The sequence below is a fragment of the Pseudomonas sp. 22515 genome (assembly GCF_052044625.1).
GTDB lineage: Bacteria > Pseudomonadota > Gammaproteobacteria > Pseudomonadales > Pseudomonadaceae > Aquipseudomonas > Aquipseudomonas alloputida.
In genome coordinates this window covers 1-16,895 of sequence record NZ_JBQENN010000033.1, presented here as the reverse complement: position 1 = coordinate 16,895, position 16,895 = coordinate 1, and the positions used below count along the sequence as shown (strand labels likewise).

The 16,895-nt window shown below is 61.9% G+C and carries 16 protein-coding genes and 2 pseudogenes; 7 read left to right on the top strand and 11 right to left on the bottom strand.

The annotated features are described in order from the left end of the window. The first annotated feature begins 204 nt into the window (after positions 1 to 204). From ACTJJN_RS23940 to ACTJJN_RS23930, 3 genes are all read left to right on the top strand, one after another. Positions 205 to 1,077, top strand: a complete 873-nt coding sequence (locus ACTJJN_RS23940) for an urea transporter (RefSeq protein WP_014755814.1) — start codon at positions 205 to 207, stop codon at positions 1,075 to 1,077. A gap of 45 nt (positions 1,078 to 1,122) precedes the next feature. Further along, positions 1,123 to 1,944, top strand: coding sequence for an ion transporter (locus ACTJJN_RS23935; protein WP_012051670.1), 822 nt, complete (start codon positions 1,123 to 1,125; stop codon positions 1,942 to 1,944). 194 nt (positions 1,945 to 2,138) lie between these two features. Beyond that, positions 2,139 to 3,137, top strand: a complete 999-nt coding sequence (locus ACTJJN_RS23930; RefSeq protein ID WP_012051669.1) for a sulfate ABC transporter substrate-binding protein — start codon at positions 2,139 to 2,141, stop codon at positions 3,135 to 3,137. A gap of 115 nt (positions 3,138 to 3,252) precedes the next feature. Here the strand turns inward: ACTJJN_RS23930 and ACTJJN_RS23925 are convergent, their stop codons facing one another. The 3 genes and pseudogenes from ACTJJN_RS23925 to ACTJJN_RS23915 all read right to left on the bottom strand — a co-directional run. Beyond that, the gene (locus ACTJJN_RS23925) at positions 3,253 to 3,633 is read right to left on the bottom strand and encodes a hypothetical protein (protein ID WP_012051668.1); all 381 of its coding nucleotides are present in this window, start codon (positions 3,631 to 3,633) and stop codon (positions 3,253 to 3,255) included. A gap of 86 nt (positions 3,634 to 3,719) precedes the next feature. Continuing rightward, positions 3,720 to 5,231, bottom strand: coding sequence for an MFS transporter (locus ACTJJN_RS23920; RefSeq protein ID WP_017148180.1), 1,512 nt, complete (start codon positions 5,229 to 5,231; stop codon positions 3,720 to 3,722). A 195-nt stretch (positions 5,232 to 5,426) separates the two neighbouring features. Next, a pseudogene (locus tag ACTJJN_RS23915) lies at positions 5,427 to 5,594 on the bottom strand (class I SAM-dependent methyltransferase); the annotation flags it as partial. A gap of 67 nt (positions 5,595 to 5,661) precedes the next feature. On the opposite strand from ACTJJN_RS23915, the pseudogene ACTJJN_RS23910 reads away from it, so the two are divergent. Next, positions 5,662 to 6,464, top strand: a pseudogene (locus tag ACTJJN_RS23910) (mechanosensitive ion channel family protein); the annotation flags it as partial. 58 nt (positions 6,465 to 6,522) lie between these two features. On the opposite strand, the gene ACTJJN_RS23905 reads toward ACTJJN_RS23910, so the two are convergent. Further along, positions 6,523 to 7,449 (bottom strand): class I SAM-dependent methyltransferase, encoded by a 927-nt coding sequence (locus ACTJJN_RS23905; RefSeq protein ID WP_371919701.1) that lies wholly within the window; start codon positions 7,447 to 7,449, stop codon positions 6,523 to 6,525. 31 nt (positions 7,450 to 7,480) lie between these two features. Further along, positions 7,481 to 8,404: a DMT family transporter gene (locus tag ACTJJN_RS23900; RefSeq protein WP_010955046.1), complete on the bottom strand. Its 924-nt coding sequence runs from the start codon at positions 8,402 to 8,404 to the stop codon at positions 7,481 to 7,483. A gap of 133 nt (positions 8,405 to 8,537) precedes the next feature. On the opposite strand from ACTJJN_RS23900, the gene ACTJJN_RS23895 reads away from it, so the two are divergent. The 3 genes from ACTJJN_RS23895 (at position 8,538) to ACTJJN_RS23885 (ending at position 11,749) form a co-directional block, all read left to right on the top strand. After that, on the top strand, positions 8,538 to 8,975 hold the full coding sequence (locus tag ACTJJN_RS23895) for an Lrp/AsnC family transcriptional regulator (RefSeq protein WP_003254357.1): 438 nt from the start codon (positions 8,538 to 8,540) through the stop codon (positions 8,973 to 8,975). A gap of 496 nt (positions 8,976 to 9,471) precedes the next feature. Further along, positions 9,472 to 11,004 carry an NCS1 family nucleobase:cation symporter-1 gene (locus ACTJJN_RS23890; protein WP_440781669.1) on the top strand — a complete coding sequence of 511 codons (1,533 nt, stop codon included), beginning with the start codon at positions 9,472 to 9,474 and terminating at the stop codon, positions 11,002 to 11,004. 16 nt (positions 11,005 to 11,020) lie between these two features. Further along, positions 11,021 to 11,749: an aspartate/glutamate racemase family protein gene (locus tag ACTJJN_RS23885; protein ID WP_010955048.1), complete on the top strand. Its 729-nt coding sequence runs from the start codon at positions 11,021 to 11,023 to the stop codon at positions 11,747 to 11,749. 94 nt (positions 11,750 to 11,843) lie between these two features. On the opposite strand, the gene ACTJJN_RS23880 is transcribed toward ACTJJN_RS23885, so the two are convergent. The 6 genes from ACTJJN_RS23880 to ACTJJN_RS23855 all read right to left on the bottom strand — a co-directional run bounded on the left by ACTJJN_RS23880 (position 11,844) and on the right by ACTJJN_RS23855 (position 16,696). Then, positions 11,844 to 13,037 (bottom strand): D-amino acid dehydrogenase, encoded by a 1,194-nt coding sequence (locus ACTJJN_RS23880; protein WP_088513767.1) that lies wholly within the window; start codon positions 13,035 to 13,037, stop codon positions 11,844 to 11,846. Positions 13,038 to 13,081: 44 nt separating this feature from the next. Further along, the gene (locus ACTJJN_RS23875; protein WP_014755803.1) at positions 13,082 to 13,744 is read right to left on the bottom strand and encodes a hypothetical protein; all 663 of its coding nucleotides are present in this window, start codon (positions 13,742 to 13,744) and stop codon (positions 13,082 to 13,084) included. A gap of 232 nt (positions 13,745 to 13,976) precedes the next feature. Beyond that, complete coding sequence (locus ACTJJN_RS23870; protein ID WP_003254365.1) at positions 13,977 to 14,315, bottom strand: FKBP-type peptidyl-prolyl cis-trans isomerase; 339 nt, start codon at positions 14,313 to 14,315, stop codon at positions 13,977 to 13,979. A gap of 127 nt (positions 14,316 to 14,442) precedes the next feature. Next, on the bottom strand, positions 14,443 to 14,850 hold the full coding sequence (locus ACTJJN_RS23865; protein WP_003254367.1) for a GFA family protein: 408 nt from the start codon (positions 14,848 to 14,850) through the stop codon (positions 14,443 to 14,445). Positions 14,851 to 14,917: 67 nt separating this feature from the next. Then, a complete protein-coding gene (locus ACTJJN_RS23860; protein ID WP_012051660.1) occupies positions 14,918 to 15,706 on the bottom strand; it encodes a PhzF family phenazine biosynthesis protein in 789 nt (262 codons plus the stop codon). 51 nt (positions 15,707 to 15,757) lie between these two features. Further along, entirely contained in the window at positions 15,758 to 16,696 is a 939-nt protein-coding gene (locus ACTJJN_RS23855) for a 2-hydroxyacid dehydrogenase (RefSeq protein WP_440781667.1), read from the bottom strand. Positions 16,697 to 16,895 lie beyond the last annotated feature (199 nt).

Here is a 16,895-nt window from a genome sequence, read left to right as displayed (position 1 = left end):
TTGCCGGGGGCGCGTTGCGCCCCTTTCGCGACACAAGGCCGCTCCCACAGGGCCACGCTGGCACAAGGGAATGCGATCCCTGTGGGAGCGGCCTCGTGTCGCGATTGGAGGGCAAAGCCCTCCCTGAATACCGCTTTACCCGACCGCGGAAAACCGAGGCCCAAAGAGGCCCACCGCTCCCCCATCAACCTCACTGACTGCCCCATGTACACCAAAAATTTCGTCAACCCGTGCCCCGACTGGGCCACGGCGTTACTCAACGGCTTCAGCCAAGTGCTGCTGCTGCGCAACCCCCTGTGCGGCCTGTGCTGCCTGCTGGCTATCCTGCTGACCGCACCCAACCTGGTCGGCGGCGCCCTGCTTGGCGCCCTGGCCGGCCTGCTCACCGCCCAGGCACGCGGCTATGACCGTGCCGACCGCCAGGCCGGGCTGTACTGCTACAACGGTGTGCTGATCGGCATCCTGATCAGCGCCGTGCTGCCCTGGTCGGTCATATTGCCCCCCCTGGTCATCGCCGCCGGCGGCCTGTCCAGCCTCATCACCCACCAGTGGCGCAAGCGCGGCGGCAAGTTGCTGGTCGCCTATACCGCGCCATTCGTGCTGCTGGGCTGGGGCACACTGCTAGTCGTCAGCCCCTCGCCCAGCGGCTTCGTCGAAGCTGACCCGCTGTACGCGTTGGCCCGCGGCGTGGGCCAGATCTTCCTGCTCGACCAGCCCTTGGCCGGGTTGCTGATCATCGTCGGCATGTTCATCGCCAACCCCTATGCGGCGCTGTGGGCGGTGATCGGCTCGGCCATTGGCGGCGGCGTGGCGTTGCTCGCCGACCAGGCGCAGGCCGCCTGGTTAGGTCTTTACGGCTTCAATGGCGCACTGGCGGCACTGGCCTTCAGCAGGCAAGGTGAAAAACCTTGGGTGACGCTGCTGGCGATAGCGTTGGCCCTGCTGTTGCAACCGCTGTTCAAGCTGCTGCCAGTGCCTGGCTTGACCGCCCCCTTCGTTGCCGCCTGCTGGCTGATGCACTTGGGCAGTCACCTGGCGCAACCCAGGCAGCGCAACGCCAGCCGCTTGCACGGCTGATACGCAACCCCTAGGCTCAGCCCATCGCTTTTGTGGAACGAGCCAATGAACAACCCAGCGAGCCTGCGCGAGCGGCTCTTCGTCATCGTCTTCCAGACCGACACCGTAGCCGGTCGCCGCTTCGACAAGATCCTGTTGCTGATCATCCTGGCCAGCCTGGTCACGGTGATCCTCGACAGCATCGATGAGGTGCACCAGGGCTACGCCGGCCTGCTGGCCGGCATCGAGTGGGGCTTTACCGCAATCTTCCTGGCCGAATACATCACCCGCCTGTACTGCTCGCCCAAGCCGTTGCGCTATGCCTTCAGTTTCTACGGCCTGGTCGATTTACTGGCGATCGTGCCGGGGATCCTCGCGCTTTACTACAGCGACGCCCAGTACCTGCTCATCATCCGTGTCATCCGGATGCTGCGGATCTTCCGTGTACTCAAGCTCAGCCCGTACCTCAAGCAGGCCCATTACCTGATGGAGGCGCTGCGCGGCAGCAAGCAGAAGATCATCGTGTTCCTGGTGACAGTATCGACGCTGGTAACGGTGTTCGGCACGCTGATGTACGTGATCGAAGGGCCTGAGCATGGCTTTACCAGCATCCCCAAAGGCATCTACTGGGCCATCGTTACCCTGACCACCGTGGGCTTTGGCGACATCGTGCCCAAGACCCCGCTGGGGCAGGTGCTGTCGTCGCTGGTGATGATTACCGGTTACTCGATCATTGCCGTGCCAACCGGCATCTTTACCGCCGAGCTGGCCAATGCCATGCGTGGGGAGCAGCTGCAGCATGATTGCCCGACCTGCCACAAGAAGACCCACGAGCATGGGGCAGCGTTCTGTTCTCGCTGTGGGAATGGGTTGTTTCCCAAAGCATGATAGCGCCTGCGCCGGCCTCTTCGCGGGTAAACCCGCTCCNCGTGCGCGGTCCCTGTAGGAGCGGGTTCACCCGCGAAGAGGCCGGCACAGGCAGAAGCATAACCAAAGCATTTTTTGTTCTTTAACCCGTATAAACCCACCCGCTATAGTCGCTGGCAATCTGCCCCAACACCCTTCAAGAACAAGGAAGCAACGTGAAAAAACTCTTCACCGCCTCGCTGCTCGCCGCAGGCCTGGCCCTGGGCAACCTCGCCCAGGCCGCCCCCACCCTGCTCAACGTTTCCTACGACGTGATGCGCGACTTCTACAAGGACTACAACCCGGCCTTCCAGAAGCACTGGGAAGCCGAGCACAACGAGAAGGTCAACGTGCAGATGTCCTTCGGCGGCTCGAGCAAGCAGGCCCGTGCAGTGATCGATGGCCTGCCGGCCGATGTCATCACCATGAACATGGCCACCGACATCAACGCCCTGGCAGACAACGGCAAGCTGGTGCCCGACAACTGGGTAACCCGCCTGCCGAACAACAGCGCGCCGTTCACCTCGGCCACTGTGTTCATCGTGCGCAAGGGCAACCCGAAAGCCCTCAAAGACTGGCCCGACCTGCTCAAGGACGGTGTGCAGGTGATCGTGCCCAACCCGAAAACCTCGGGTAATGGCCGCTATACCTACCTGTCGGCCTGGGGCTACGTACTCAAGCAAGGCGGCGATGAAAGCAAAGCCCGCGACTTCGTCGGCAAGCTGTTCAAACAGGCACCCGTGCTGGACACCGGTGGCCGTGCCGCCACCACCACGTTCATGACCAACCAGATCGGTGACGTGCTGGTCACCTTCGAGAACGAAGCCGAGATGATCGCCCGCGAGTTCGGCCGCGACCAGTTCGAAGTGGTCTACCCAAGCGTATCGGCCGAAGCCGAGCCACCGGTGACGGTGGTCGACAAGGTGGTGGTCAGAAAAGGCACCCAGGCCGTGGCCGAGGAATACCTGAAGTACCTGTGGTCACCCGCAGCCCAGGAGATCGCCGCCAACAACTACCTGCGCCCGCGTGATGCGACGGTACTGGCCAAGTACACCGACCGCTTCCCGAAAGTGGACTTCCTGTCGGTGGAGAAAACCTTCGGTGACTGGCGTACCGTGCAGAAGACCCACTTCAATGACGGTGGGGTGTTTGACCAGATCTATGCCAACCAATAGCCATAAGGGGGCATCTGGCCTAATGCCAGTCAGTTAAGACAGACTCATTGACCTTTAGCCTGTAGGCCGCAAAATCCGACGCTTGGAAACGAGCATCGGATTTTTTATGCGCCTGTCAAAAGCCCTCTCTCTGAAACACCACATTAGAGATTAAAGCGCGGCTATTGAGCAAAACGGTAAAGGAAAGGTCGTGAGCAGTGCTTCGACGCTGTGCCTGAACCTGTGCACCAGGCAACACCCCGGGGGCGGTGGCAACTACATTCAATGCCTGGTCCACGGGAAACGCGTCAACGGCAACAAAGTCCATGCGCCATTCGCCTTCGCTGCGCGTGAAACAGCCACGAAGTGCCGGATACTTCCTCACGACAAACCGCACGGCCTCACGCAGATGATGAGCACAAAGATGCTCCTGCGGTATCAGGACTTCGCCGACATAACGCTGTTCCAGATGCAAGGCCGCACGCTGATCATACAATTGCCCCAATAATAGGCGCATGCCACCTCTCCAAATTTAAAGCAGCAAAAATCCAGACCCGAAACCATTCAACTGAACAGTTCCGGGCCGAGCATTATTTGACTAAATTAAGAAGAAACTTGCTGTTCGGCAGAAACTGTCGAATACCTTCGAAAGTTCACAAACACCAACAGTGCGATGACCACGAGTACCCCCACGGTGGCCATCATTACCGAGGACACCGCTTGGTCGAACGCCAATCGCGCATTCACAGCGATTTCCTGCCCCAGCGGGGCGGGCATTTGCGCGGCAGCGGCCAGCGCGCTGTCGATCCCGTCCTGCAGGCGCGCCGCGTCGGCGGCCTGCTCGGGCACGACCAGCGAGCGGCTGTACACCACCGACATCAGGCTACCCATGAAGGCGATGCCCAACCCTCCTCCCAGCTCGTAGGAAATTTCCTCGGCCGAAGCGGCCATCCCCGCTCGCTCCGGCGGCGCGCTGGCCATGATGGTGGTGGACGCCCCGGTCATACTCGCCCCTACGCAAGCACCCATGACGAACAGCAGCAGCAGTTGCAGGGCGACCGACTGGCTGAAACTGTACATGAACAGGCCAATGGCACCGGCGTAGATCAACAGTGCGAGCACCAGGAACCGATCACAACGAACCTTGGGCAGCAACCAGCCGCTTAACGGACCGGCCACGATCGCTCCCACGGAAAGGGGCAGGAAATAAAGGCCGGTCTCGAGCGGGGATAGCCCGACAACCAGTTGCAGGCGCTGGCTCAGTACCAGGTTGATGCCCATCAGGCAGCCGGCCGCGGCCAGGCTGGCGATGACCGCAGAGGAGAACGCGGGGCTGCGGAAAATCTGCAGGTCGATCAACGGAAAACCACGCTTGCGCTGCCCGCGCACGAACATCCAACCGAAGCCCGCGCAGATGGCCAACGCCCCCAGCGCCGCCACCAGCGAGGGCTCGGGCTTGGCGAATTCCTTGATCAGGTACGCCAGGCTGATGAGCCCTACCATCGCCTGAAGGGAGCCAAGCAAGTCCCATGGCCCGGCGTTGGCCTGTTGCATGTTCCTGATCAGCAGCAAGGACAACACCAGGGCCACCAGCACGATGGGCACGTTGATCAGAAACACGGAACCCCACCAGAAATGCTCAAGCAGCGCCCCCCCTATCAGCGGACCAATCGCTGCACCACCGGAAGCCACGGCCGTCCAGACGCCGATGGCAAAACCACGCTCACGCTCATCCTCGAAGGTCAGGCTGATGATCGCCAGCGTGGCCGGCATCATGGCCGCCGCACCGACGCCCAGCGCGCCCCTAGCCAGGATTAGCAGCGCGGAAGATGGCGCGAATGCAGCCAGAAGCGACGCCGCACCGAACAGCACAAGGCCGATCACGAACAATCGCTGGTGGCCGATGCGATCACCCAAGGTGCCAGCACCCAGCAACAGGCCGGCGACGACCAGGGGATACATGTTGATGATCCACAGCTTTTCGGAGGTAGATGCCCCGAGCGCATGGGTAAGTGTGGGCAAGGCGATGTAAAGGACCGTCATGTCGATCGCAACCAATAGCAAGGCGAAGGACAGGACGGCCAATACGAGCCATCGCTGGTAAGTGTTGAACATTGGCATTCTCCCTGCCTTGATCAAGCCGATCACTGATTGTCGGCGCCGCATCCAAATAGGAACTCGGATCCTAGTAGACGGACAACTTCATTGCAAATATTAAAAATTATCAAAACAATTAATCTCCACACAATGAATATAAATAAATCATACCCGTAAGATAAATCCTACATTAACGGATGAATAATGACGTATTTAAAATAGAACTCCATCACCTTGAGTGCTCCTCCACGCCCGCATCCGAAAAATTGGCGGATTCGCCAGCCGCTCGGCGAACACCAGTGCCGGGGCATGCAAGGACAACTCTTCGATAAGGAACTGCAGCCCGATGCCTGGGTCGTTGGCACAGGCCAGTAAGGTGCCGAACAACTGGTAACCCGCCTGCCGGACAACAGCGTGCCGTTCACCTCGGCTCCTACAAGGGATGCGCAGCCTCGCCCACGCGCTACTGCGCATCGCCATGGCCTTCACCTTCATCGAGCTGCTGGGGCGCATCTGGGGCTTCTCGGTGGTCGATTTCGCCCTGAGCAACAGCCTGGGCCAGGCGATCAGCAACTCGCTGTCGAGCATTGGCTTGATCCTGCTGGTAACCTGGCTGCTGTGGGTGGTACTCGATACGGCCATCCAGGAAGCACTCAAGCCCCCCGTCGGCCGCCGCAGCGCGCGTCAGCCGAGCACCCGGGTGCGGACCATCCTGCCGATGCTGCACAATGCGATCAAAGTGGTCCTGATCGTCATCTACACCATCACCACCATGGCCAACCTGGGCACCAACGTCGCGCCGTTCCTGGCCGGTGCCGGGGTTATCGGCCTGGCCATCGGCTTCGGCTTGCAGCAGCTGGTGCACGATGTGATTACCGGGTTGTTCATCCTCATCGAGGATTCCATTTCCATCGGTGACTGGGTAGTGCTCGATTCCGGCCATACCGGTACAGTCGAAAGCCTGACGATCCGTAGCGGCTGCGCGATGGCAAAGGCTTCGTGCACTCGGTGCCGTTTGGCCAGATCAAGGCGGTTACCAACCAGTCGCGGCAGTTCGCCTATGCGTTCTTCTCGGTGCAGTTCACTTACGACAGTGATGTGGATGCGTCACTCGCGCTGATCCATGAGGTGGGTAAGTCGATCAGCGAAGACCCGCTGCTGCGCATCAACCTGCAAGGGCCGTTACAGGTATCCGGGGTGGACCGCTTTGCCCAGGTGTACCCGCTGCCGCTGCAGGCCCTGGGGGCTTGAATTCGCCTGCACCGGCCCTTTCGCGGGCTCGCCCGCGAAGCTTCCAGCAAGGGCAGCATCAAACCTGACGGAATACCAAGGCCTTCAGCCCCCCCGCCGGGTCAACGTCCGGAAACTCCGGCGGGTTTTCCAGGCGTTCGACATAAGCCAACGAAGGCGCCTGCTCTGCCATGCCTTCAATCAGAAACTCAGGCCCGATCCCCGGGTCGTTGACACACGCCAGCACCGTCCCGCCTTCGCTCAACAACTCCGGCAAACGCCGCAGGATCTTTGCGTAATCCTGGGTCAGCACAAAGCTGCCACGCTGGAAGGTTGGCGGGTCGATGATGATCAGGTCATAAGGCCCGTACTTGCGCACCTTGCCCCACGACTTGAACAGTTCATGCCCCAGGTACGCCACCCGTGATGCATCGTGGCCATTGAGGCGATGGTTGTCCCGGCCCCGCGACAGGGCCGACTTGGCCATGTCCAGGTTCACCACCTGCTCAGCGCCACCGGCAATCGCTGCCACGGAAAAGCCGCAGGTATAAGCGAACAGGTTCAGCACGCGCTTGCCCGCCGCCTGCTCGCGCACCCAACGGCGGCCATAGCGCATGTCGAGGAACAGGCCATTGTTTTGCCGCACGCCCAAGTCCAGCAGGTAGGTCAGGCCGTCCTCGATCACTTCGCGTTGCTGGCACGGCTCACCCAGCAGCCACTGGCCCGGGCTGTCGGGCAGGTAGCGGTGCTGGATGATGACTGCCTGACCCGTCCACTGCGGGCGCTCGGCCAAGCTGCGCAGCATGGCTTCCAGTTCGGCGAGCTGGCCTTCGGGCGGCTCACGGAACAAGGCGACCGACAGCACGCCCTGCAGCCAGTCGACGGTGACCTGCTCCAGGCCCTGCCAGCAGCGGCCGCGCCCGTGAAACAGGCGGCGGGTTTCCTGTGGGGCAGGGTCGAGGGCGGCAAGCAGGTGTTGCTCAAGGGTGTCGATGGGCGAGGTCATGGCGGATCGCAGGCTGGCAAAAAGCGGCATTCTACCTTGCGGGCCTCTTCGCGGGTAAACCCGCGCCTACAGGATGCCGCGCCGAGCGGAACCACCACCCCTGCTGCATGCCCGCTGCCGCCAGCAGGATCAACCCCACCCCCAGCCACTGTAGCGGCGCCAGGCGGTGCCCGAACGCCACCCAGTCCACCAGAATTGCCGCAATCGGGTAAATGAACGACAGCGCACCGGTCAAGGCCGTGGGCAAACGCTGGATGGCGCTGTACAACAGCACATACATCAGGCCGGTGTGCACCATCCCCAGTGTCAACAAGCTGGCCAACGCGGGCACTTCAACCGGCAACCCGCCAAGCGTGACCCATGGCGCCAGCAGCAACACACCCGTGGTTACCTGAATCAACGCAATCAGGTGCGGGGGCGTGCCACTCAGGCGCTTGATGATCAAGGCCGCGATTGCATACAGAAACGCCGCCCCCAGCGCCAGGGCAATCCCCAGCAGATAGTCCTCGCCATTACTTTGCCCAGCGCCATGGGCACTGACGATGGCCAGCATGCCGAGGAACGCCACACTCAGCCAGGTCACCTTGGCCAAGGTGATCTTTTCGCCCAGAAACAGCGCCGCCAGCCCCACCAGCATGAACGGCTGCACGTTGTACACCGCCGTGCCGATGGCAATCGACGCCCGTGCGTATGAAGCGAACAACAGCAGCCAGTTGCCGACAATGGCCACCCCGCTGGCAATCGCCAGCAAAAATGCCGTGCGGCTGATCACGCCCGGTCGCAGAAAACCAAACGCGGCGCAAATCGCCAGCAAGGTCACGGCACCGAACACGCAGCGCCAGAACACCACATCCAGCACCGGCTGGCCGGACACCAGCACGAACCAGCCAATGGTCCCAGAAATCAGCATGGCAGCGACCATTTCCAGCGAGCCACGGCGCAATGAACTGTCCATCTCAAACCTCCCGTTGATAATGGCCACAGTATGCAAAGGCGGCAGCCTGGCCATCCAGCGGATAACCAAGGCATTTTCGACAACCTGCCTTTACTATCAAGGCAAATAACACGAATCACCTGATGAGGTGGGTATGACCGATGCCATCGACCAATTATTGATCAACGCACTGATGGAGGACTCGCGCCGCTCGCTCAAGGCGCTGGCGCAGGTCAGCGGGCTGTCCGCACCTAGCGTCAGCGAGCGCCTGCGACGGCTGGAAGAGCGTGGCGTGCTGCGCGGCTACACCGTGGAGGTCGACCCGCGCGCCTTTGGCTACCAGTTGCAGGCGATCGTGCGCATCCGTCCGCTACCGGGGAAGCTGCAGGAGGTGGAGCGCCAGATCATTGCCATCCCTGAGTTCACCGAATGCGACAAGGTCATTGGCGAAGACTGCTTCGTCGCCCGACTGCATGTGCGCTCGATGGAGCAGCTGGACACGCTGCTCGACCTCATGAATGTGCTGGCTGAGACCAATACCGCGATCATCAAGAAGACCCCGGTCAAGCGGCGGTTGCCGCCAATGGATTGATTGGCCCCTGTACTGGCCTCCTCGCAGGCGTGCCCGCGAAGAGGCCAGCACAGGAAAAGTTGACTATTTTTTGTACACAAAAACGTAACCATAGGTGCCATTTTTGTGTGCACTTTCTTCAGTAGCGCCCCAATTCGTTACACACTTTCCACCCGTTATTTTGACCAAATGATCAACTAATCAATCTTTCAAAAAATATAACTTGTTCATTTGGTCAACTTATATGCTCTGTATTTCATTAACTTACCTTCTAACAAGATAAGTTCGAAATGATCGCCTGCTGAAACCTGCTCTTCCCTTGGCATGGAACTCGCTTTTGTGTGTTCGTGTTTTGTATACAACTTAAACAAAACATAGATACACAAGAATCCGCGACGCCGACCCAATGTCGGCCGCCGCGCCCACAACCCTGTGATGCCAACGCTGCACCGACGAGATGGCGAGCCCGTGCGCATGCCCGCTCATCGCAGTCCATGTGCATCAGGAGCCCGCCGGAATGAGTAGCAGCCTCGACCTTGCCCCTGAACAATCCGTCGCCAGCACACACCCCGCGTCCACGCTTGCCGGTCACCAGCCGGACCTTGTTCTCAGCCCGCGCCTGCATAACCGCGACCTGGCGCCAACGCGTATGGAAGGCCGTCGCTGGGGCGGCTACAGCATCTTCGCGCTGTGGACCAACGATGTGCACAATATCGCCAACTATTCGTTCGCCATGGGCTTGTTCGCCCTCGGCCTCGGCGGCTGGCAAATTCTGTTGTCGCTGGCCATCGGCGCGGTCCTGGTGTACTTCTTCATGAACCTGTCGGGTTACATGGGCCAGAAAACCGGGGTACCGTTCCCGGTCATCAGCCGCATTGCCTTCGGCATCCACGGCGCGCAGATCCCGGCGCTGATCCGTGCCGTCATCGCCATCGCCTGGTTCGGCATCCAGACCTACCTGGCATCGGTGGTGCTGCGGGTGCTGCTCACCGCCGTTTGGCCGCAAATGGCAGCCTACGACCACGACAGCATCCTCGGCCTGTCGAGCCTGGGCTGGGTGTGTTTCGTGTCGATCTGGCTGGTGCAGCTGGTGATCCTGGCCTACGGCATGGAGATGGTGCGCCGTTACGAGGCCTTTGCCGGGCCTGTGATCCTGCTGACCGTCGCCGCCCTGGCGGTGTTCATGTACTTCAAGGCCGACGCGCGCATTGCCTGGTCGGTGGCTACCCCGCTGACCGGCTACGAGATGTGGCGCAACATCTTTGCCGGCGGCGCACTGTGGCTGGCGATCTACGGCACCCTGGTGCTGAACTTCTGTGACTTCGCCCGCTCCTCGCCTTGCCGCAAGACCATCCGCGTCGGCAACTTCTGGGGCCTGCCGGTGAACATCCTGGTATTCGCCGTGATCACCGTGGTGCTGTGCGGCGCGCAATTCCAGATCAACGGCCAGATCATCGACAGCCCGACGCAGATCGTCGCCGCCATACCCAGCACGCCATTCCTGGTGCTCGGCTGCCTGGCCTTCCTGATCGTCACCGTGGCGGTGAACATCATGGCCAACTTCGTCGCCCCAGCCTTCGTACTCAGCAACCTGGCACCGCGCCACCTGAACTTCCGCCGTGCCGGGCTGATCAGTGCCACCCTGGCGGTGCTGATCCTGCCCTGGAACCTGTACAACAGCCCGCTGGTCATCGTGTACTTCCTGTCGGGCCTGGGCGCCCTGCTCGGCCCGCTGTACGGCGTGATCATGTCCGACTACTGGTTGCTGCGCAAAGGCTGCATCAACGTGCCAGAGCTGTATACCGAGCACCCGGCCGGCGCCTATCACTACAGCAAGGGCATCAACCTGCGCGCCGTGGCCGCCTTCGTGCCGGCCGCACTGCTGGCCATCGTGCTGGCCCTGGTGCCCAACTTCCAGGGTATCGCGCCGTTCTCCTGGCTGATCGGTGCCGGCATCGCCGCCGCCCTCTATCTGTTGATCGCGCCACGCAACCGCCAATACCACGACATCAGCGGCGAGTGCATCGCCGTCGACCATAGCAGCCATTAGTCAGGGAGGACTGCCCATGCGTATTCTGATCGCCAACGTCAACACCACCGAAGCCATCACCCACGCCATTGCCGAACAGGCCCGTGCGGTGGCCGCTCCTGGTACCGAAATCGTCGGCCTCACACCCTGGTTCGGCGCCGAATCGGTGGAGGGCAACTTCGAAAGCTACCTGGCGGCCATCGCGGTGATGGACCGGGTCCTGGCCTTTGAAGGGCCTTACGATGCCGTGATCCAGGCCGGTTATGGCGAACATGGCCGCGAAGGCCTGCAGGAACTGCTCAACGTGCCTGTGGTGGACATTACTGACGCCGCCGCCAGCACGGCAATGTACCTGGGCCACGCCTATTCCGTAGTAACCACGCTTGACCGCACCGTGCCATTGATCGAGGACCGCCTGAAGCTCTCGGGCCTGTATGACCGCTGCGCCTCGGTGCGAGCCAGCGGGCTGGCGGTGCTGGAACTGGAAGCCGACCCGCTGCGGGCCGTGGAGGCGATTGTCGAGCAGGCCGAACGCGCCGTGCGTGACGACAAGGCCGAGGTGATTTGCCTGGGTTGTGGCGGCATGGCCGGGCTGGACGAGCAGATTCGCCAACGCACCGGCGTGCCGGTGGTGGATGGTGTGAGTGCAGCGGTGACCATTGCCGAATCGCTGGTGCGCATGGGGTTGAGCACGTCCAAAGTGCGCACCTATGCGACGCCACGGGCGAAGAAAGTGGTGGGCTGGCCGATGCGCTTCGGCCGCTAGACATCCTTCGCCTGTACCGGCCTCTTCGCGGCTGATGCCGCGCCTACAGAACNTCCTCGTAGGAGCGGCTTTAGCCGCGAAGAGGCCGGCCCGCTTAACGCATCATCCTGGCCAAACGCTGCGCACTGCCACAGGCCAAGGTGAACCCCAACGCCCCATGCCCCAGGTTCAGCCACAGGTTGCGGTACACCGTCCCACCTATGATCGGCACCCCGGTAGGTGTCGCTGGTCGCATCCCCGCCCACTCCACCGCCTGGCCATAATCCGCCGCCCTCGGCAGCGTCTCCAGCGCCAGCCGCCGCATGCTCTGCAAACGGCGCATGTCCACCGACTCGTCGAAGCCGACAATGTCCACCATCGCCGCTACCCGCAGCTGCTGCCCCAGGCGTGCATAGACGATTTTGCGCTCATAGTCGGTAAGGCTCACCTCCGGGGGCAGGTGCCCGGAGGTGATCGGTGCGGTCAGGCTGTAGCCCTTCAGCGGGTAAACCGGTATCTGCACCCCCGGTAATGCCAAGCCAGGGCCGCGATGCCCGGCACACAGCACCAACTGCTCCACGTCCAGCTGCTGATCGCCCAGTTGCAGTGCCACGACCTGGCCCTGGCGCTGAACCAATTGCGTCACCGGCCGGCCAAGCAGGAAACGGCACTGGCCCGACGCGCGCAACAGCGCCTCCAGCCGCAAGCAAAACACGTGGCAATCGCCAACCTCTTCGCCCGCCGTGAACACGCCACCCACAAACGGTGCGCCATCCAGGGCAGGCTCCAGCGCGCGCAGCTCGGCAGCCGCCAGCACCTGCTGACTGGCCGGGTCCGTCAACTGTTCCCGGCCTTGGGCAAAGGCCCGTTCACTGCGAAAAGCCACCAGCTTGCCATTGCGCCGCCAGGCGAAATCCCCCAGGTTCTGATGTTCGCGCCACTGCGCCAGAACAGCTTGGCTGTACAGCGCCAGCTCAAGCAATTGCCCGGCATTACGGCGATTGACGCTACGCCGGCAAGCCAGGGTGAATGCCAGCAGCCAGCGCCACTGGGCCGGGTCCATGCGCAAGCGCAAGCGCAATGGCGACTCGCCCTGCAACAGCCAGCCCAGCGCCTGCCACGGCACCCCGGCATCAGCCAGCGGCGCCACATAGCGATAAGACAATTGCCCGCCATTGGCAAAGCTGGTGGCCGACGCCAGGCTGTCGCGGGCCTCGATCAGATCAACCGACCGCCCTTCCAGAACCAGCGCGTAAGCCGTCGCCAGGCCCACCACTCCGCCACCGATCACCGTTACCCGCTGCTTCATCGCTCATCCCTGTTCCGGCTTCCTTGCCAAACAGTACCAGCGGATCAGGTCGGGCAGCTATGCGCACCGTCATTCAGGCCCTGACGCACATTGCGGCTCAGCAGGCTGGCCTTGCCATCGTGCCAAGTCAGGGTCAGTACGTAGAGGGTGTCGAAGTCTTCGCCGCTCCAGTCCTCGGTGATCACCCGCTCCTCCCCCAAGGCCTTGCCGGCCACCGTGTTGATCAGTTCCGGCAGGTAGCCGTGGGACCAGGCGGTATAGATGGTCGCATTGCGGTATTTGTTGCTCAGCAACTCATCGGCCAGTTCAGCGGTGTCGTTGGCGCCGTAGTCGATATTCACCGGTAAGCCGAGGCGGATGGCACTGGGGGTGATGGTCATCAGTGGGCGGATGTAGCTGTAGCTTTCATCCCGGCTGCCTTCCTCGACATGCCGCGTGGGGTTGGCGGCAAACACATAGTCGGCCTTGCCGAAGCGCTCGGGCAGTACAGTGGCCAGGTCCAGCGCACGGTTGAGGCCCTGGCAATTCAACTGCCCGAGCCCCTCGCCCGGCTTCTCGCCATGACGCAGAAACACCAGGGTCTGGGTGCCATCCACCGGTTGCGCGCGGCTTTCGACAGCCTCCAGCGCCAGCGGCGCGGCGATGGCAGTCAGCACCAGGCTCAGCAGCAAGTGACGGCGACGGTGGAAGAATGTTGGCAACTTCATCAAGGCAGGCTCGTGTGGCAGAGAAAATCGGGTTTACCCGCCACATCGCCCAACAGTTAGAGGGCGTCCTTGTAGTGAATGCCATCCTTGGCACGAGTGAGGGTCAGAGTGCCCTGAACCCGTTTGGTTCCTCCCTGGAGGTGGATGCCGTTCCCTGGGCAAGGCCTAGGTTAGGGGCTGGGTGTTGCGCAATTGTGTAAGGTGCAAGAACCTCGGGTTGCAACGCGAACACTCAATCATCCCGCGTGAGCACTTCCAGCAGTTCAATCTCGAAGGTCAGGTCCGAATTCGGCGGGATCGCCCCTACGCTGCGTTCGCCATACCCCAGGTGCGCCGGTACCAGCAGCTTGCGCTTGCCACCTACGCGCATGCCCATCAGGCCTTGATCCCAGCCTTTGATTACCCTGCCGGTACCGATCACGCACTGAAACGGCTTACCGCGCGACCAGGACGAGTCGAACTCGCTGCCATCGGCCAGCCAGCCGGTGTACTGGGTGGTGATCAGGGCACCTTTGACGGCGGCTTTGCCGTCACCCTCGACCAGGTCGATGATCTGCAGTTCTTGGCTCACGGGTACACTCCAAACGCTGAAAAACAAAACCGCCCTTTTCTCAGGAATGCATCGGTTTGGCAAGTTCACGCAGAAATGTCCGGAGGCATTCACCCACGGAATGCCTCCGGACAAACATGACGTTGAATCAGCTGTTCTGCTCGAACACCTCTTGACCGGACAGCTCCTTGGTTTGATTGGCGAAGCAGTACCACGCGGGCTTCTGTTCAACGAAGATCTGCAGGTCAAAATCCCAGGCTTGGTCGCCATCGAGCAGGCCGACCGGCACGGCATGGAAGTCGTTGGCCTTGAGCCGGTAGTACAGGTGCGTACCACAGCGGCCACAGAAAGCACGCTGGGCCCAGTCGGACGAATCATAGACGCTGGGCGCACGCCCTTCGATCAGCGGAGGCTTGCTGCAGTGCACCACCAGCAGCGGGCCGCCGGTCCACTTGCGGCACATGCTGCAATGACAAGCGCTGATATGGGTATTGTCGACGGTGACCGTCAGCCGCGTGTCGCCGCACAGGCAGGTGCCTTGTTTTTCCAGGGCCATGGGTGGCTCCTTGAACGGAAAGATGGGCCTGCAATTATAGAAGCCCCCCAGGGCATCGCACGCCGTACTAGATGTACACATTGCCCCGCAGGTACAACGCCGCCCGCCCACTGATGATCACGCGGCCATTGCCCGGCACTTCGCACTGCAACTGCCCTTTGCGTGCCCCGCCCTGCTCGCAGCTCAGCACGTTCTTGCCCAGCCTTTGGGCCCATAACGGCGCCAGTGAGGTGTGTGCCGAACCGGTTACCGGGTCTTCATTCACACCAACCCGCGGGCCGAACCAGCGGGTGACGAAGTCAAAGCCACGCCCTGCCGCGGTCACGGCAATGCCACGGACGTCGAAGGCCGACAGCGCAACAAAGTCGGGTTTCAACGTTTCGAGCAGCATGGCGTCATCGATCACCACCACATAATCGTCGCTACGGTACACCGCCTTCGCCTGGCTCAAGCCCAGCGCCTGCAGCAGGCCCGCCGGCGTGTCCACCGCTACGGGTTGTTTGGCCGGGAAGTCCATGGCCAGCAGGCCATCAGTGCTGCGGCTCACGCGCAGCTCGCCACTGCGGGTGTTGAAGCGCAGTACTTGCGCCTGCTCACCCAGTTGCTCGAACAGCACGTAAGCCGAGGCCAAGGTAGCATGGCCGCACAGGTCGACTTCCACGGTGGGGGTGAACCAACGCAGGTCGAACGTTTCGCCTTTGCGCACGAAGTAGGCTGTTTCTGACAGGTTGTTTTCTTCAGCGATGCGCTGCAGCACATCGTCCGGCAGCCAGCTGTCCAGCGGGATCACTGCGGCCGGGTTGCCACCGAACGGTTCAGTGGAAAAGGCATCGACCTGGAAGATTTCGAGTTGCATGCACACACTCCTTGTTACCTGGGCGCTGCCAGGCAGATATCTGGAAAAGGGCTACGGGCGTACCGGGGTCAAAACTGGCTCACCGGCAAAGAACGCCTGCAGGTTGCGCAGCACCAAGGCCACCGTGTCGCGCGCGGCTTCCGGCGATTGGCCAGCCACGTGGGGTGTGAGCACAGTGTTGGGCAAGGCCTTGAGTGCATCGGGCACTGCTGGCTCGTCATCGAAAACATCCAGCGCGGCGCCAGCCAGCTGGCCACGCTGCAATACGGCAATCAGGGCCTGCGTGTCGACCACGCTGGCACGGGCGATGTTCACCAGATAGCCTTCAGCGCCCAGGGCCTGAAGGACGTGGGCATCGACCAGATGCCGGGTGTTGGCGCCACCGGGGGTGGCCACCACCAGGATGTCGACGGCTTCAGCCAAGTGCCGAGGGCTGTCGTACCAGGCATAGGGCACATCCTGGCGTGGTGTGCGGCTGTGGTAGCTGACGGGCATGTCGAAGCCCAAGTGGGCCCGCTTGGCGATCGCCAGCCCCACTGCGCCGAGGCCGAGAATGCCCAGGCGTTTGCCACTCACGGAGGGGCTGATCACCCGGTTCCATTCACCGCGCCGCGTGCTGGCATCGGCACGGGGGATGTCGCGCAGCAGCGCCAACAGCAGGGCCAGGGTGTGGTCGGCGACGGCTACGGCATTGGCCCCGGCGCCATTGGTGACGGTTATGCCGCGTGCGGCGGCGGCGGCCAGGTCGACCTGCTCGTAGCCGGCGCCGATCACGCAGATGATCTGCAATCTGGGTAATGCGTCAATTTCGGTGGCGGATAGCCCCAGCGGCCCACGGGTGAGGACCGCATCGATTTCTTCGGCGTGGCGATGAATGGCATCGGCGCGCAGTTGCGGCGAAGGGGCACGGATCAGGTGGTAACCGGCCTGCTCCAGCATGGGCAGGTAATCGTCGACGGTTTCCACCAGTACCAGGACTGTCTTGCTCATGCCACCTCCGGGTGAATTCGAGGCGTCATTATGCGGAGTCACCGGCCAGTACAGTCAATGGAAATAACAAGGCAAAACTGTACTGTGCTGTTGCTGTTGCTGTTGCTGTTGCTGTTGCTGTTGATCTTGATCTTGATCTTGATCTTCGCGACTTCAGGAGGCCGAACGCAGGCCTTGCGGAGGCAGGTGACGGGCATGG

Excerpts from the sequence above, each read along its gene's own strand:
- ACTJJN_RS23900 (WP_010955046.1), bottom strand. The coding sequence starts at position 8,404 with ATGGACAGTTCATTGCGCCGTGGCTCGCTGGAAATGGTCGCTGCCATG.
- ACTJJN_RS23865 (WP_003254367.1), bottom strand. The coding sequence starts at position 14,850 with ATGGCCCTGGAAAAACAAGGCACCTGCCTGTGCGGCGACACGCGGCTG.
- ACTJJN_RS23905 (WP_371919701.1), bottom strand. The coding sequence starts at position 7,449 with ATGACCTCGCCCATCGACACCCTTGAGCAACACCTGCTTGCCGCCCTC.
- ACTJJN_RS23920 (WP_017148180.1), bottom strand. The coding sequence starts at position 5,231 with ATGTTCAACACTTACCAGCGATGGCTCGTATTGGCCGTCCTGTCCTTC.
- ACTJJN_RS23925 (WP_012051668.1), bottom strand. The coding sequence starts at position 3,633 with ATGCGCCTATTATTGGGGCAATTGTATGATCAGCGTGCGGCCTTGCAT.
- ACTJJN_RS23880 (WP_088513767.1), bottom strand. The coding sequence starts at position 13,037 with ATGAAGCAGCGGGTAACGGTGATCGGTGGCGGAGTGGTGGGCCTGGCG.
- ACTJJN_RS23875 (WP_014755803.1), bottom strand. The coding sequence starts at position 13,744 with ATGAAGTTGCCAACATTCTTCCACCGTCGCCGTCACTTGCTGCTGAGC.
- ACTJJN_RS23855 (WP_440781667.1), bottom strand. The coding sequence starts at position 16,696 with ATGAGCAAGACAGTCCTGGTACTGGTGGAAACCGTCGACGATTACCTG.
- ACTJJN_RS23940 (WP_014755814.1), top strand. The coding sequence starts at position 205 with ATGTACACCAAAAATTTCGTCAACCCGTGCCCCGACTGGGCCACGGCG.
- ACTJJN_RS23885 (WP_010955048.1), top strand. The coding sequence starts at position 11,021 with ATGCGTATTCTGATCGCCAACGTCAACACCACCGAAGCCATCACCCAC.
- ACTJJN_RS23860 (WP_012051660.1), bottom strand. The coding sequence starts at position 15,706 with ATGCAACTCGAAATCTTCCAGGTCGATGCCTTTTCCACTGAACCGTTC.
- ACTJJN_RS23935 (WP_012051670.1), top strand. The coding sequence starts at position 1,123 with ATGAACAACCCAGCGAGCCTGCGCGAGCGGCTCTTCGTCATCGTCTTC.
- ACTJJN_RS23890 (WP_440781669.1), top strand. The coding sequence starts at position 9,472 with ATGAGTAGCAGCCTCGACCTTGCCCCTGAACAATCCGTCGCCAGCACA.
- ACTJJN_RS23895 (WP_003254357.1), top strand. The coding sequence starts at position 8,538 with ATGACCGATGCCATCGACCAATTATTGATCAACGCACTGATGGAGGAC.